Raw genomic sequence first — 16,316 nt, forward strand, 5'->3', positions numbered from 1 at the left:
GCCAGGCCTCAGCATTTTATTATGGTGATCCCCTGGGCGAAATGCGCCTGGTAAGCAGAGTTTTTGAAATGTAAGGCCTTTGAATAAGACAAAAGGCTGCCTCATCGCTAACTTTGCAACAGTGCCAATGCAAATACTCCACCGACTAACGCAAAGGGAATATTGACGAAAACCAATACGGCTTGACGCACCGAACCCAAAGTCGTAAATAGTAAAAAGAAGATCATTGTTAATGCAGCAGGTACAACAAGCATTAAGCGAGCAGCCGCACGTTGTTGGTTTTCAAATTGCCCCCCCCATTTGAGTGAGTAGCCGGTTGGTAACTTGACTTTCTCTGCAACCAATTGTTTTGCTTCATCTACAAAACTAACTAAATCACGATCACGTACGTTGGCACGTACCACTGACATTCGTGATGCATTTTCACGATCAATTTTTACGACACCCTCAGTCTTAACCACTTCTGCTAAAGATAACAATGGCACTGCAGCTGCATTCTCAATTGGCAAGGCAATATTGGAAAATTCAAAACTCGACTCTCCCAAACGTGGATCCCCTTTCATCATTAATGGAACAGGGCGCCCCTGTTCAATAATGGAACCTATTTCTTTGCCTTCCACGAGCATCTTGAGTTGGGCTTGAACATTTTGACTGTCCAATTGATTTCGTATAGCCATATCACGATGGATTCGCAGCTCTTGATACTGTACTCCCGAATTTTCGAGTGTCATGACATCTTCATTGCCTTCAATGCCTTGTAGAACTATTGCAATTTGCTTTGATAAATCATTAAGCTGGTCTAAATCACTTCCAAAAATTTTGACAGCCAAATCTCCTCGTACTCCAGACAACATTTCTGAAGTGCGCATCTCTATGGGTTGACTAAATGTTAAGTTCACGCCAGGAACATCTTGAAGTACAAGACGAATTTTTTCTAAAATTTGCTCTTTATTTTTGACTTGCCATTGCGTTTGTGGTTTTAGCACAATGAAACTATCTGTTTCATTTAACCCCATAGGGTCTAATCCCAATTCATCAGAACCTGTACGTGCCACAATTCTTTCAACTTCAGGCACTTGTTCCAAAATACGTTTTTGAATATCCAGATCTAATGCAATTGAGTTTTGTAAGCTAATCGAAGGGATTTTTTCTAACTGTAAAATAGTATCTCCCTCATCCATGGTTGGCATAAATGACTTTCCAATGAATGGGAAAATCAATGCAGCCAGAAGTAAGGTACCACCTGCTAAGACATAAATCTGTTTAGGATGGGCTAAACTCAGATTCAAAAGTTTTCGGTAACCAGTTTCTAATTTAGCTACTAAAAAGGGTGTGTGATGTGCTTTCGGTTTTAGAAAGAATGAACACAGTACAGGAATCACTGTCAAAGAAAAAATTAGTGAACTTGATAAAGCAAATACAATTGTTAAAGCCACAGGTGAAAAGAGCTTCCCTTCCAATCCTTCAAGCGTGACCAATGGAATAAACACTAACATAATAATGATCATGCCTGCTGTGACTGGTACTGCAACCTCAGACACTGCGCGGTAAATCATATTTAATGGCGGTAAAAAAGAACGTTGCGGTGACTCTTTTGCTTCAGCAAGTTGCATTTCAATATTTTCAACCACTACAACTGCAGCATCCACTAATAAACCAATCGCAATCGTCAAACCACCTAAAGACATTAAATTGGCACTTAAACCAAAATGGTGCATCATCAAAAAAGTACTTAGTGCAGATAATGGTAAAACTGCCGCAACCACTAAAGCAGACCTTAGGTTTCCTAAGAACAATAAAAGTAAAATCAAGACTAAGACAATAGCTTCTAATAACGTTTTACTTACGGTATGAATGGCTCGGTTTACCAACTCACCACGATCATAAAATGGTTCAATCGTTGTACCCTGTGGCAGAGTTTTTTCAATGTCGGACAAATGCTCACGAACATGTTGAACGACTTGACGTGCATTCGCACCTTTTAAAGTTAATACAATACCTTGGACAGCCTCACCTTGGCCATTTTCAGTCACTGCACCATAGCGTGTGAGTGCTCCAGTATGTACCTGTGCAACATCTTTAACCCGCACCAATGTTCCTTGATGGCTAGAAACAATAATATCGCCTAACTCTTCAAGGTTTCTGACGCGGCTATCGCTTCGGATCAGTAATGACTCTCCATTTTCATTAAGCCGCCCAGCACCATCACTGGCATTATTTAGCTCGATTGCCTGTTGTAGCTGTGTTAAAGATAAGCCTCGTGCCGCCAGGGCCTCTAAATTAGGGGTCACTTCAAATGTACGAACAAGTCCCCCCAAAGCGTTAACATCGGCGACCCCTTCAATTTTACGAAGTTGTGGACGAACCACCCGATCAAGTAGAGTTCGTTTTTCCATATCACTGAGTGGCCCATGTAAGGTAAACATAAAAGATTCACCTAATGGGGTCGTCATGGGTGCAATTCCACCTGACGTACTACTTGGTAATGCAGACATCACATTACTTAAACGTTCATTCACCTGTTGTCTAGCCCAATAAGGGTCAGTGCCTTCAGCAAAGTCTAATGTGATAATCGCAATCGCGTATTTAGATTGCGAACGCATTACTGTCTGATGAGATATTCCCAACATTTCTTGTTCAATGGGTACAACAATACGGCTTTCCACCTCTTCGGGCGTCATGCCGGGCGATTTCATCACAATTTGTACTTGCGTACTTGACACATCAGGAAAAGCATCAATTGGTAGTTTCGTAAAAGCAATGTAGCCTGCCACACTGATCGCCAATGTGAGCAATAATATTAAAATGCGCTGACTAAGTGAAAAGGCGATAAGACGTTTTAACATATGTCTCACCTCAACGTTCTGTAGTGCTAATAGGTGCTTGCTCTGCACCAAAGCCAGACCACACCGCCTTGAGACGCTCTACACCACTGATAGCAAGTTGCATTTTGGGTTTTAATTTTTCAGCTGTAATATAACTTTGCTGCTGATCAGCTGATAGAACTTCAACCGTTACAGCTTCAAACCCCTTCTGATTTTTAACAAAAATAATGTGTTTACCATCTTGTGAGGTTATGGCAGTACTTGGTACTGGCCATGCTGCAATTACTGTTGGCTGCTTACTTTGAACATGAACTTTGACAAATTGTTGCACCCGCAAACAATTATGTTTGGTATCCATTTGTACGATGATATTTTGAGTTTGTGTATTCCCTACAAGTGCTGGAGCGATATTTTGTATATGCCCTGTAATATCACAACCTTCAACCTGAACAACATCCCCAATATGCACATATTTACTGTCAGCTAAATTAGCTTGTAATAACAATTGTAACGGTGAATCAGCGTTTACAAGTTGACCTAATACTGTACCAGCCTCAACATACTGACCTGTAGAAACCTGTAAGTTTTCTATATAACCACTTGTTGGGCTTTTAACATAGACAATGGAATTTAGACTATTTACCTGCCCTCCTCCCATAAATTGCAGCATTCGCTGTTTTGCACCTAAGTTAATATTAAGACGCTGTACTTGATTCTGTGCCTCTTGCACACGCTTCTCGGCAATAATGCCTTCAGCATATAAGCTACGTTCACGTGTTAAATTTTGCTGGGCTAATTGTTGTTGAGCACGAAGCTGCAATATTTCATTTTGAATCTGAATTAAATCTGGACTATGTACAGCAAGTACATGATGATTCCGGGTAACTTCTGCCAAGGGTTGTACCAAAACTTGCTGCACCATTCCTGAAACAGGACTAGTCAGTACAACTTTGCTTTCTGGTGACCACTGTACTTGCCCTTGTAAAATAATTTGTTTTTGTATGTTAGTAGAAGAAGCACCTAATGTGTGTAATTTGATCCCAACTTGCTCAATTTGTTTTGAAGAAATTAAGATTTGTTGCTCTGAGACTTCAGGACTCCTCTCAGCCTCTGAAACCTGTCTCTCTACTTTAGCCTCTATATTTTTATTCGAGAGCAGCTTACTTCCCCACCATAGCCCAAGGCTAATCAAGATCAAGACGCTCATTAGATATAATAGTTTTTTAAAATTTAGTACATCTACTCGCTGATCCACTCGTTTCATCCTTCAAGAGATTTTCTCTACAAAGCTAACATTAAGTTCTTAAGATCAGATTAAGTTTATAAACCTATTTCAGACTGCATAGGCCCAAGTGAACCGTATTGGGTTTGTGGGAGACTTTTATTTAACTGATGTTACGTAGTAAGTGCATTTTGAGCATCTTCGCTACTACATGTTGTAGTCGATTTATAAATTATTAATAATCATTATATTAAACTATATATTGTTGTTATTTCTCACGAAAATCAGCATCAAAACATAGGTGACTTTTATAAACTAAAATGTCTAAAATGAAGTGACCAAAACCACATTAAATGATCTAAATTGATCAAAATTTTACTCCACCAAAAACTATATACCAGTAATCAAATCATATACTTATAATTAAGGTCATTTAATGGAATAAATCTCGGTGACCTTGCCAAGGTTGGGGTTTTAGAACAACATGAACAACAACTGATTATCACCGCGATGCAAAAAGCCAAACACAATGTGTCTGAAGCGGCCCGTTTGTTGGGTATTAGTCGAGCAAAGCTCGATTATCGACTTAATAAATATTATTAGGGCGTGTCCTCATTTGAAGAATTGGTTTTAAATACTTAAAATCTTCCTTTGACTTATTTTTATTTCTATATTTTCAATGGCACGTACTCTTCTTACCGATGATATCTGTCAGCAAATTCAAGATACTATGCGATTACATGATTGCTACCGTTCAAAGAATAGTAGAAATATCATGGAAGCGATCTTATGGAAACTGCGTACATGCGCCACATGGCGTGATATTCCTCAAGAATTTTGTCCTTGGCAAATTTGAAAAGTAAAAGTTCAGTCGCTACCCTTGCTCGGGAGTTAGGACTTTCACGATCAACCATCTACCGTGAATTAAAAAGAAATACTGGGCAACGTGGATATAGAGCTCAACAGGCAGCTAAATTTGCAAGTCAAAGACGGTACCGTCCTTCATCATCAATGACAGCATTTGCCTTCGCTTATATTGATTATTTGATTGGTTTGGACTGGTCACCAGAACAAATTTCAGGTGCTTTAACACAACGCGGTTGGCTGGATGTACCTTGATCAACGACAACGTTTAGGAGATTTCGAAGGTGACACGGTGATTGGTAAACATCATAAAGGTGCTTTATTGACTCTCGTTGATCGAAAGAGCCTGTATGTACATATTGTTCATTTAGGGCCAACGAGAGCATCCTCTCAAACGATTACTTGTGCATTAGATCGTTTACAAATGAGCCATGCTTATAGTGTGACATTTGATAATGGCAAAGAATTTTCCGAACACAAAAGAATTACTGATGCTGGCATAGAGACGTATTTTGCTGATCCTTACAAGTCTATTCAGCGAGCTAGAAATGAAAATACGAATGGTTTAATCCGTCAATATCTGCCAAAATCATCATCGTTTGATGACGTGTCAAAGGAACAAATAGAGTAGATAGAATTTGCACCCAACCATCGTCCTAGAAAAACCCTAGGTTAGTATACACCGAGTGAAGTGATGGCTGGTTTTTATACTGTTGCACTTGCCGCTTGAATCCGCCAAATAAAATCATTTCTTCTGGATCTAAACGCTTTAGCCGAAGTTGGTCTACAACCACCATATTGTCCTGTGCTTTATCCATTTTCCCCAGTGTCTTCTTTTCACACTGTCCTTTAGACTTTTTATTACCTTACATAAATCCCTATCGACAGCAAGCAGTAACTTACGATATCGCGAGCAGTAGTAATGCTTGATTTTTAATTTTTTCTGAAAACTCACTGCTTATTTCCCCATTGAGTAACATCATTTTCAAAACTAAAGCTGGGCATGGTTTTTCAAACCTACCTTCAGATATTGTTAATGCATCAATGAGCAATGGTGTCATCATTTTTTTTCTGCACAGGTAAATTATTTTTAGCGTTAAAATAATAGAATATAAAAGTCTCAAATTTAACAAAATAGAATCAAATAGATTTTATATTTACTAAAAAAGTATCTGAATTATATGATTTATTTACTAACTTTATTTTATACTAAATCAAAACAGCACGCATGAACCGGAATATGACGATTAGCGAATTGGCTAACCGTGTGCATGTGGATGAAAAGACAATCTCACGACTTGAAAGCGGCAAACCCAGCTCTAACCTAAAAAATCTTATTTCCATTCTCGTTGTATTTGGCTTGGAAAATAGTTTGCTTAATATTGCGAACCCACAAAATGACGAAGTTGGAAAACACTTGCTACCAAAAAAATTCGGGTACGCGCTAATAATAAATCAGAGGCTATGAGTGATGACTTCTAAAAATCTGTCCATGCAAGAAGAAATTAAGAGCTGCTACATTTTTTTGGATACAGGTGATACGCCACAAGTTGTTGCTCAATATGCGCTCAAAGATTCAATCTATAATTTTATCTACGGCAAGAGATATTTGAGTCGTAAGCGTCCGCTGAATCCCATACCAATTTTTAATTCGATTTAGGTTTCCAGCAGTGCGGCAGCAATTCTTCAATTTGGGTCACTTTGTGTGTCGGTAGCCTTTTCAGCACATCACTTAAATAAGCATACGGATCCAAGCCATTCAGCTTTGCTGACTGGATTAAAGTCATGATATTCGCCGCTCGCTGGCCGCTGCGCAGCGAACCTGCAAACAGCCAGTTCTTACGTCCCAACGCCCAAGGTCGCATTTGATTGTCGGGTAGTCAGACGCAGTTACCTACGTCCAACCCCCTAAGAACCGTGCATGCGAGTTTCCCAGCACACGGCTCAAGCCTCTGCTAAGGCGCCATTCGGCACCCGGTTATACATCGTTGACATTGGCAAACTGAACACTCCTCGGACAATACAGATGGTAAATCTCAAGATTAGCAACTGCATCCGTTCCACCATGACTTAGCTTCACAATATGACGGCTGTGCCATGGTGTATCTTTGGTGACTGGTTTAAGACAGGCGCAGCAGCGACCACCTTGTTTTAGCCACACCCGATACAGCTTGGCTCGCCCCTTTGCGGAGACCAGCATTCTTTTACCCCATCGGGATTCGAAGTACTCATCCCATGCGGGGTCATGAGGGTTAGCAGCAGCCTTGATCTTGATATGTCGCACAATTGGCGTGTCCGAGGCAGACACTAATGTGTATTGTCGCTTCCGACCATCGGCGGACTGTTCATCACATGAGAACACCCATCGACGCGCTCCTTGTACTTTGAAATACCGATCTTTGACCCATCGGAGTGTTTTGCGAGGGTGGCGACGTACCGCCCATCGCCAGAGCATTTCCCACACTGCGCTGTCTACCTGGTTGAAAACCTTCTTGGCAACGACATAACTATGATAGTTGGCCCAACCCCTTAGAATAGGGTTGAGCAAACCGATCAAAGTGGCCTGTCGTGTCGCTTTGTTTGCATTGATTAATGCTCGCAGCTTATCGAGATGAGCACTGATGTTTGCCTTTGACGGCTTGATCAGTAGCTTGCCATTGTACTTGCGTACGTTCCACCCAAGAAAATCGAACCCGTTCCCTATGTGCGTGATTTTGGTCTTTTCCTGAGAGAGCACGAGACCGCGCTGCGCCAGAAATTCAACCACGGCAGGGCGAACTTCATTTTCGAGCCACTCTTTAGAATACCCCGTGATGATGAAATCATCCGCATACCGTACCAGTTGCAGCTTTTTGCCTGTCCATTTGGCGTTAGGGAACCTCTTCGCCAGCATCGTTTCCAGTCCGTCCAAGGTCATGTTGGCCAACACCGGGGAGATAATACCTCCTTGCGGTGTTCCGGAAAGACTGGGAAACAGCTTGCTTTGGTAGACGTAACCGGCTTTGAGCCATTTCCGTAGAATCACCTTGTCCATTGGGAGGTTGGCGATCATCCAGTCATGGCTGATATTGTCGAAACAGCCTTGAATGTCACCCTCTAGCACCCACTCCGCACTTACTTTTCTTGACAGCACACCAAAGCACTGTGCTGCAGCATCCGCGGTTGAGCGTTGTGGTCTGAATCCATAAGAGTTCCGATCAGCGATGGTCTCCGCGATGGGTTCCAAAGCCAGCAGATGGAGCGCCTGCATGGCCCGGCATTTCATCGTGGGTATCCCGAGAGGTCTCATCTTGCCATTTTTCTTCGGAATAAGGACTCTCCGAAGCGGAAGGGGCGTGTAACCTCGCCTCTTCAACGACATCATCGCACCGGTCTTGGCCTTGGGTGTATTCCAAGTCACCTTGTCGACCCCAGCCGTGTTTTTGCCTTTGTTTTCAGACACTCGTTTGACGGCCAATGCTTTGCCACTAAACGAGTGAGTCAGCAGCCATTGCAAAGCTTTCGCCTTGTTATGCCTGCCGTCTTGTACCGCCTTCACAATACGCGCTTGCAGCCCTCTGACATGACGCTGTACAGCAATCCAATCGATGCTGTCCCACGATGTGCTGGAAGGTGCACACGCTGATACTGCTGCATTCATTTGCTCTCCCTCCATTAAAAGGGTTCTACACACTCTCTTGTGATGAGAGACCATAAGGACGTCAGCCCGCTTTCGCGTGGGGTAATGTTTCAACCTCTATCCAACCCATTACAGACTGGCATTCGCTTTTTCCTCGTTCCTTCGCCCGCATCACCATGGGCAGTTTTTGCAAACTGCTTTCCCAATGGGAGTAATACGGGATTTCCACGTTCCGCTTACTGAAGTACATCGGCTTAGGTGCCTGCTATCGACCGGGAGGCGTATGGGTCACGAATGCGTAGTCGAAAGACGCAATTCCCACCTCCATTACCGTTTTGGTTCGAGCGTATCAGCCATTTCCGCTCGTTCAACTTAACGATCGTTACGCAGATTCACATGTGTTCACCATACCGATTATCTAGCCCTTGTCCGGCTATGGCTGCCAGAAGGGTACGTCTCTCACGATTGATACCCCGCACCTTGCGGTGCCTCGTTACATTGTCGAAGGCGCTCTTTATTCAGCCTTCTAGATTCACCCGGTGACACGGGTGGTTCCCGCAGGGGGAACAACTTCATTAAGCGACTTCGTGTCGCACTTCCACCCAGTTATTGCAAATCGGTAGATTGCCATCATCCAGATAGCGGCTTAAAGCTGGCCAACGCTTCAGAGTGTAATTGATCGCCTTGGCGGTTGGAGAACTCGATGGCACAGTCAGTTGATGTTGGTTGAGCCATTCATACAGTTGTTGCATCACCGGTTGACTATGCTGTTGTCGGTATTCGCGGCGCTGTTCTGCTGTACCATCGGTCTTTTTCCTGAGTTCTGCTTCTATGGCATACAGTTTCTGAATCAGCACTAATGCCTGTTCAGCGACCTGACTTTTTTTGGTCACATGCAGTTCATGGAATTTACGACGCGCATGCGCCATGCAGCCCACCTCAATGACCTGACCTGATTTAAAGCGTGCTTTATAACCGCTGTAATCATCACAGACCAGATGGCCCTGCCAGTCTTTCAGGAACGCTTCAGCATGCTGACCTGAACGACTATCCTGAAAGTCATAGATCACGGCTTGAACTGGATTGTACTGTGTAGTGGCATAGGCCCAGACATAACCTTTCTTCGGTTTTTTCTCATTCTCACCCATCCGCATGATGGTGACCGGCGTTTCATCGGCATGGATCACCCGCTGTTGCAGCACCACCTGTTTTAAGGCATTGGCCAGAGGTTCCAGTTCCACACCGCAGCGACCAATCCAGTCAGATAACGTGGATCTGGACAGATCAATGCCCGCCCGCTGATAGATCAGGCGCTGACGGTACAGCGGCAAATGATCGGCATACTTCGATACCAGCACATGGCTGAGCAGTTCAGGACTGGCAATACCTTTATCAATCACATAGGCGGGCATCGCTTGCTGAGTCAGGGTGTCGCACTGATCACAGACCCATTTGCCACGTACATGCTGTTCCTTATAGAACTGTGCCGGTCTGAAATGCAGTTTTTCACTGACATCTTCGCCGATACGACGGAGTTGGCAGCCACAAGCACATTGGGTTGATGCAGGTTCATGCTCAATACGGATGGTGTGTAGATGATCTGGCAGTGGTCGACGTTTAGGTTTATTTGCTTTGGCTTTGTGTGTCGCTGCATCGGTTTTATCTGCATTCAGCCGTTCCAGTTCCAGATCAACGGCTGCAATATCTTCTTCGACCGCTTCATCCCACAGGTGGATTTGTTTTGCAGTGAGATGTTCGTTTTTACTGCCGAATTTGTGCTGTTTAAATAGTGCGAGTTCATGCTCGTATTTTTGATTGAGAATAGAAAGATGTTGAACTTTAGAATCTAATTGCTGATTGATGACTTCAAGATGTTGAACTCTGGCATCTAATTGCTGGTTTGATTTTTCTAATTCTTGATTTGATTGTGCCAGAGACTGATGCTGCATCGCCAACTGCCTGGTGAATTCCAGCAGTTGTTCATGGGTCAGTTGGCTTAAGTCAGGCAGCGTATTCATGACCGCAGTATGCCTGAGGTCATGAGAAGAATGAAATAGAACGTTTGGAGAATAGCAGAATGGAACAGCCTGTTTTAAAGCATCGTCACCACCTGCTGCCGTCCAATGCGCTGCCAGGGCAAACCTTGGATCAGTGCCTGTAACTGTTCCGGGCTGAGGGCCACGGTTTCACCTTGGTGAACTTGAGCCCAGTGAAATTTGCCCTGTTCCAGCCGCCGGGCACACAGCCAGATGCCCAGTCCATCATGTACCAACACTTTCATACGATGGCCACGTTTATTAGAGAACAGGTAGGCGCAATGCGGTTTGATTGAGCCAAAGGCTTTCATAATCTGCGCCATGACCGTATCCATACCTGCACGCATATCCAGAGGTTGGGTAGAAAGCCAGATTTCATCAATGCGGATCATGTTGCAAGTACCTTGAGTAATTCTGCTAAAGCAGATATTTTCGATACTTGCCATTTTAGCTGAATATCATTATTCGTATGAGGCACGGTGATACACAACGTGATCCTCTCATCAATAGGTTGGCTGATTGCAGCAGTGTAAGGCAAAGCAATAAATGCTGGATTCACATGAGTAGGATCCTGCACGGCACCCTCATGATGCCTGAAGATCCTGATCCAACGACTGACAAGGTTGGCATTAATACTATGTTGCAGTGCGACCGAAGCGATCGAGGTATTAGGATTTTTGCAGGCATTGACAATACTGAATTTGAATTCTTTGCTGTATGTTCTGCGTTTTTTAGCAACAGGAGGTGTTGCTGAATATATATCCATGTTCATAGATTAAGTCCCCACTTGTTTTTAGGTGGGAACTAAATTAAGGCTTATAGGATCGCTTGGTAAGGCTGTGTTAGCTGGATGCTTACTTTCTTTTACCTTAATAACGTATTTTTTTAACGGCAGCATACCTTTTGAAACACCACCAAATTATTTATGTTCCACCAGCATATATACTTCCCTATCGAAAAATCTGATAAGAATTGATTATTTTGATACAAAACCTGAAAACTGGGAGTGCTTATATGGACATATATAATATTTCCGGATAAATATAAAACTACTCCACAAGAAGAAAGGCAGAATTTAATCTCAGTCCGAAGTAACAGTACTCTCAAAGACCAAATGTAAAGAAGCATACTTAAGAAAATAAAATTCAATAATGCATGAGGATGTAATTAGTTTCAGGGTGCTAAGAAAGTGTAGCAACTTGCTACACTTTTTCGCTTTTTTGAATCAGCTGTTTTAAGAAATCTTCTAATTGTAAGAGACTGGCTTCGTCAATTTCCGAGATATTCAGAGAAACCTTAAGCTGTTTTTGATTCAGTTTGATATTCCCCGCAATCTTACCGGCATATTCAATTTTTCTGACCACGGATGTTGTGGTCAGTTTTTCTGGATTCTGACTCAATAGTTTTTCAGCATAAGTAGTAACTTTGCTTTGCTCGAGTTTTTTGTCTTTTAATTTTTCCCAAGCTCCGAGTAAGGCCACTTCGGCTTCAGAGAGTTGTTCAAGATGATCCGATAGAAATTTTTTGAATGCAGTTGCAGCAGTACGGCCTAGCAAGCCTGGTTCCACATCAAGGTCATTTAAAATTGCTTGCGGCAGTTTTTCGTATGCTAAATACTTGTACATATCTTCGCGATTTAAACCCAGTGAATTGGCTAAACGTTGCTTGTTTTTCTTTAATTTCTCATCAAGTGAGTTCAGGCCAATAAAAATCTCATAATCTGTCAGATCCTGACGCTTTAAATTCTCGGCCAGGGTTAACAAAGATGCTTCTACATTATTTGCATCAATGATAATGGCTTCAATCACAGACTTTCCGAGTAACTGATGTGCCCGTAAGCGTCGCTCGCCTGCAATCAGTTCATATTTCAGATTATCCAGTTTACGCACTGTAATGGGCTGCAAAAGGCCGATTTCATTAATAGAATCCGCCAGTTCTTTTAACTGTGATTCTTCAAATATTTTACGCGGCTGGTTTAGACTTCGGCTGATATCCTCAATAGGGACATTACGTCTAAACTCTTTCAGCTCTTTAATATTGTCTTTCTGTGCTTGCTGATGTTTTTCTGTATTCTGTTTCAGTTTCTGAGCTAAAAGCTCTTTGGTGCTTGCCATAATGCTCTCAGGTTTAAATTTTCAATACAATTTCATTGGCAAGGCTTTCAAAAGCCTTACGTACTTTTGAATTTTTTTCTACTTTCAAAAGTGGTTGTTGCAGAATGGCTGCTTGATTGACTTTAGTACTTTGAGGAATTGTGGTTTCTAAAATTTTACCCACTTGTTTCAAGGCTTCATCCCGAATCAGCTTACAGACATTCTGACGTTCATCATGCTTAATTAGTAAAGCGCCTAAAAGCTCTAAATCTGGATTAATACGTTTGATCTTTTCAAGATGATTTAAAAGATCTGTTACCCCATATAATCCATATTGTGATCCTGATTCGATAGGGATAATGACATGTGTTGAGGATGCCAGGGCATTGCTGGTTAATAATTTAAGGCTAGGTGGGCAGTCAATCAATATAAAATCATATAGATCTTTTAATAGTTTTAACTTGATATTTAACTCTTCTGAAGGACGGGGAGCTTCTTCTTTTAGTTGATCTTCAGTTTTTCCTAAATTCAAGGAACCATAAATTAATGATACTTTTTCAAAGTTCGTTTCTTCTTGTAATGCATCTGCCAACAACGAAATATCGCCCACTAGTAATTCTGCTGTAGTGACAGCAATTTCGCTTGGATGTTGGATCCCAATGTGTAAACTTGCGTTTGCTTGAGGATCTAAATCAATGACTAAAACTTTGTTGCCCAGATTGGCAAGTTCTGAGGCTAGGTGTACAACAGTCGTTGTTTTGCCACATCCGCCTTTATGGTTAGCAACAGTAATAATTTTTGCAGACATGCGTGTCAGATGCTTCCTTATTTGAATGTTTAGTAATATAAATAACTTTCATTCATCTTACTATAGTTTTTAAATTTATAAATCCTATTTATTCAGCTGTAAAACAGTTTAAAAAATAAATTTTTAACTAAGCTAGCTTAATTAAAAATTAGAATAATTAGTTATTTAGCTAATTAATAATTAGGATCATATTTTTATTATATAAAACAAATGCTTATAGATTTAAAAGTGGAAGGTTTGTCACTCTAAAGTGGAAGGTTTGTCACTCTAAAGTGGAAGGTTTGTCACTCTAAAGTGGAAGGTCTGTCACTCTAAAGTGGAAGGTTTGTCACTCTAAAGTGGAAGGTCTGTCACTAGGGTGGAAAGTTTGTCACTGCTATTTTTATATCTGCTATTTTTATTTAAAAATAATTGCAAAAACAAATATTTAAGCTGTTAATAAAGTCTCATAACTAAGCTTTAAAGGTGGAAAGATTGTCACTGTATCTTCTTAACCTGTGGATAATCTTTTTTTATTGGATATTTCCTGATGATTATATGTGCAGTTATACCTTTTAAATCTAACAAAAAGGTGGAAGCCTTGTCACATCAGGGTTTTTATCTGACTTAACCTAACTAGATCTGAATGAAAAAAGTAAAAATAGGCCTTCTGAACTGTAATTTCGAGACTAAAGGTGGAAGGTCTGTCATCATAGGGTGGAAAGATTATAATTAATTCCACTTTAAATGCAGAAAACCGGCTAAAATGCTTCTTTTTGATGACAAACTTTCCACTTTTAGAATCTTGTGGTGAAAGTCTTGAAAGTTTTTCCACTTTTGTATATAAAAACTAAGTTAAATTATAAATATCACGGTTATGACAGAATCTGAACCATTGCAAGAAGAATCGAATTATATTCCTTACTGTATAGGCAACATTCGCCATAATGGCGTTGTCAGTACCAGTAACCGTTTAATTCGCCCAATCGAATTATCAGCCAATGAATATAAGGCACTTCTATATGCAATGGCGGTTGCGAATTATAGTGAGAAAAATAGGGTAGATGGTGAAATTACCGAACAAACTTATATTTATTTGTATAAGGATGATTTGGCAGATTTACTAGGATTAAATAAACGTAATTCAATTAATGTTGCAATAGATCGGATCTACAAAGAGCTTTCATCCCGGGTAGCTCATTTTATTATTGAGGAGCCTGCTGATAATGGTAAAAGAAAGACTAAAAAAGTACATTCTGTCGTTCCCATTATCCGTGAGTTAAGATGGGAAGATGATTCTAAAAATGCGATTCAGATTCGTTTTACCAGTGAGGTGTTGCCGTATTTCACTCAACTGGCTGGGGGTAATTTTACTACCTATCAGCTAAAACATCTTTTTGCCCTAGATTCTGTTGCCAGTATGAGTCTCTATACTTATTTCATTAAAAATGAATTTAAGTACGCCAATCAAAAGAGTTATGAAGTGCCATTACTTTTAGAAAACTTGAAAGCACTGATTGATATTAATGAAACCAAATATGATCGCTGGGTAGATTTTAGACGCTATGTATTAGACAAAATAGTGGCAGAAATTAACGAAAATACAGATCTACAATTAGAGTATGAAACCGTTAAGAAAGGCCGTCCAATTGTAGGTGTGAATTTTAAACTGCATCATCGGATTGCTGATAAGGCACTGGATGAATTTGCAGTGATTGAAAAAATCTATCTTGATGTTCCATTTGAAGACAATGCATCCGTAAAAGAATTAGGGGCTAAATTCGATATGAATGTACGTTCTTGGTATATTTTTAATAATGATGAAAATTATCAGCAGTTCAAGAAGTGGTTTAAAAAAGTAGGATGCCTCACTGACTCTCAAGCAAATATTGTCATTAATGACACTTTATTCCAAATGGATTTTGCTGAAATTGGTATGGGGTTGAATGACTTTAAACGAAATATGAAGCATAAACTTAAAAGTAATCCGGAATTCGTCCATAGTATTCGTGAAAGACTGAATGATATTTTTGGTAAAGAGTTGATCTAGCGAAAAGTGTAGCAACTTGCTACACTTTTTTTGATATATGTTCGTAAAGAATACAAGTGGTAAGGACCTTAGGATAAAAACGACTCTGTTGCATGAAGTGTGAAAATTGAGACTGAACCGTACCGGGTTTGTCGGAGACTTTTTTATTTAAGTTAGGCCACCTGACCTAACGGGTTAATCTTATCATAGTACATTGCTTCAAACTCAAAAGGCGACTTGTAACCCAATGCACTGTGTACACGCTCTTTATTGAACCAATCTACCCAGTTGAGTGTCGCAAGTTGTACATCCGCTAAACCTTTCCAATCTGCTTTTAAATACTCAATCACCTCTGTTTTGTATAAGCCATTCACTGTTTCAGCCAAAGCATTATCGTATGAATCACCAGTCGTACCGACTGATGCTCGTAAATTTGCAGCTTCTAAACGATTGGTATAGCGAATAGAAAGATATTGAACACCTCTATCGGAATGATGAATCACATTCTTTGGCATGCCTCGATCGTGCAATGCTTGCTCAAGTGCATCGAGCACCATATCTGTATTCATCCGTGTAGATACTTTCCATCGGCTTTGTTGCACAAAGATTTGAAATGCAAAGCGCCCCTAATTGAGCCAAATTTAAGGCGTAACTTGGGTAAGTGGTCGACCTAATTCCGTAAATCTGTTGAGGACTGCTACACGTGCATGAATTTCATTCACCTGACTAGGAAAGCTTCTTGCCATTAATTTATCGCCTAATAATTTGATGCAATGCATCTTGGTTTCCACCAAACTGCGGCGATGATAGCCTGACCATTTTTTCCATAATGTCCTGCCTA

General features: G+C 41.0%; 11 protein-coding genes and 7 pseudogenes. 6 read left to right on the forward strand and 12 right to left on the reverse strand.

Features of this window, described 5'->3' with window-relative positions; all coding sequences use genetic code 11:
* Window positions 1–107: 107 nt before the first annotated feature.
* Both FTU22_RS15510 and FTU22_RS15515 read right to left on the reverse strand, forming a co-directional pair.
* On the reverse strand, window positions 108–2,846 hold the full coding sequence (locus FTU22_RS15510; RefSeq protein ID WP_257227438.1) for an efflux RND transporter permease subunit: 2,739 nt from the start codon (window positions 2,844–2,846) through the stop codon (window positions 108–110).
* Between the two features lie 10 nt (window positions 2,847–2,856).
* The gene (locus tag FTU22_RS15515; protein WP_004974297.1) at window positions 2,857–4,080 is read right to left on the reverse strand and encodes an efflux RND transporter periplasmic adaptor subunit; all 1,224 of its coding nucleotides are present in this window, start codon (window positions 4,078–4,080) and stop codon (window positions 2,857–2,859) included.
* 441 nt (window positions 4,081–4,521) lie between these two features.
* Between FTU22_RS15515 and FTU22_RS15520 the strand changes: the two are divergent.
* From FTU22_RS15520 to FTU22_RS15530, 3 genes and pseudogenes are all read left to right on the forward strand, one after another.
* Window positions 4,522–4,650: pseudogene (locus tag FTU22_RS15520) on the forward strand (helix-turn-helix domain-containing protein); the annotation flags it as partial.
* A gap of 127 nt (window positions 4,651–4,777) precedes the next feature.
* Window positions 4,778–4,903, forward strand: a complete 126-nt coding sequence (locus tag FTU22_RS15525) for a transposase (protein ID WP_373684012.1) — start codon at window positions 4,778–4,780, stop codon at window positions 4,901–4,903.
* Window positions 4,882–5,587, forward strand: a pseudogene (locus tag FTU22_RS15530) (IS30 family transposase). Before FTU22_RS15525 ends, FTU22_RS15530 begins: the two are co-directional and overlap by 22 nt.
* Window positions 5,588–5,648: 61 nt before the next feature.
* Here the strand turns inward: FTU22_RS15530 and FTU22_RS16405 are convergent.
* Window positions 5,649–5,975, reverse strand: a pseudogene (locus tag FTU22_RS16405) (hypothetical protein); the annotation flags it as partial.
* 149 nt (window positions 5,976–6,124) lie between these two features.
* Between FTU22_RS16405 and FTU22_RS15535 the strand changes: the two are divergent.
* Both FTU22_RS15535 and FTU22_RS15540 read left to right on the forward strand, forming a co-directional pair.
* Complete coding sequence (locus FTU22_RS15535; RefSeq protein WP_370530233.1) at window positions 6,125–6,379, forward strand: helix-turn-helix domain-containing protein; 255 nt, start codon at window positions 6,125–6,127, stop codon at window positions 6,377–6,379.
* A 3-nt stretch (window positions 6,380–6,382) separates the two neighbouring features.
* Window positions 6,383–6,571 (forward strand): hypothetical protein, encoded by a 189-nt coding sequence (locus FTU22_RS15540; RefSeq protein ID WP_159153752.1) that lies wholly within the window; start codon window positions 6,383–6,385, stop codon window positions 6,569–6,571.
* Here FTU22_RS15540 and FTU22_RS15545 read toward each other — a convergent pair.
* The 7 genes and pseudogenes from FTU22_RS15545 to FTU22_RS15575 all read right to left on the reverse strand — a co-directional run.
* Window positions 6,558–6,785, reverse strand: a pseudogene (locus FTU22_RS15545) (transposase domain-containing protein); the annotation flags it as partial. The gene FTU22_RS15540 and the pseudogene FTU22_RS15545 sit on opposite strands and share 14 nt — an antisense overlap.
* 104 nt (window positions 6,786–6,889) lie before the next feature.
* Window positions 6,890–8,551, reverse strand: coding sequence for a group II intron reverse transcriptase/maturase (ltrA, locus tag FTU22_RS15550; RefSeq protein ID WP_127801007.1), 1,662 nt, complete (start codon window positions 8,549–8,551; stop codon window positions 6,890–6,892).
* Window positions 8,552–9,126: 575 nt separating this feature from the next.
* A pseudogene (locus FTU22_RS15555) lies at window positions 9,127–10,548 on the reverse strand (IS66 family transposase); the annotation flags it as partial.
* Window positions 10,549–10,622: 74 nt separating this feature from the next.
* The gene (gene tnpB / locus FTU22_RS15560; protein WP_159153866.1) at window positions 10,623–10,958 is read right to left on the reverse strand and encodes an IS66 family insertion sequence element accessory protein TnpB; all 336 of its coding nucleotides are present in this window, start codon (window positions 10,956–10,958) and stop codon (window positions 10,623–10,625) included.
* Window positions 10,955–11,338, reverse strand: a complete 384-nt coding sequence (locus FTU22_RS15565) for a transposase (RefSeq protein ID WP_180009506.1) — start codon at window positions 11,336–11,338, stop codon at window positions 10,955–10,957. Before FTU22_RS15565 ends, tnpB begins: the two co-directional genes overlap by 4 nt.
* Before the next feature lie 430 nt (window positions 11,339–11,768).
* Window positions 11,769–12,680, reverse strand: a complete 912-nt coding sequence (locus FTU22_RS15570) for a ParB/RepB/Spo0J family partition protein (RefSeq protein WP_127800993.1) — start codon at window positions 12,678–12,680, stop codon at window positions 11,769–11,771.
* 13 nt (window positions 12,681–12,693) lie between these two features.
* Window positions 12,694–13,467: a ParA family protein gene (locus tag FTU22_RS15575; protein WP_127800991.1), complete on the reverse strand. Its 774-nt coding sequence runs from the start codon at window positions 13,465–13,467 to the stop codon at window positions 12,694–12,696.
* Between the two features lie 856 nt (window positions 13,468–14,323).
* Between FTU22_RS15575 and FTU22_RS15580 the strand changes: the two genes are divergently transcribed.
* The gene (locus tag FTU22_RS15580; protein ID WP_127800989.1) at window positions 14,324–15,496 is read left to right on the forward strand and encodes a replication initiation protein; all 1,173 of its coding nucleotides are present in this window, start codon (window positions 14,324–14,326) and stop codon (window positions 15,494–15,496) included.
* Window positions 15,497–15,648: 152 nt separating this feature from the next.
* Here the strand turns inward: FTU22_RS15580 and FTU22_RS15585 are convergent.
* Window positions 15,649–16,062: pseudogene (locus tag FTU22_RS15585) on the reverse strand (integrase core domain-containing protein); the annotation flags it as partial.
* 54 nt (window positions 16,063–16,116) lie between these two features.
* Window positions 16,117–16,316: pseudogene (locus tag FTU22_RS15590) on the reverse strand (IS5/IS1182 family transposase); the annotation flags it as partial.

This window comes from Acinetobacter sp. YH12076 (assembly GCF_013419525.1).
GTDB lineage: Bacteria > Pseudomonadota > Gammaproteobacteria > Pseudomonadales > Moraxellaceae > Acinetobacter > Acinetobacter amyesii.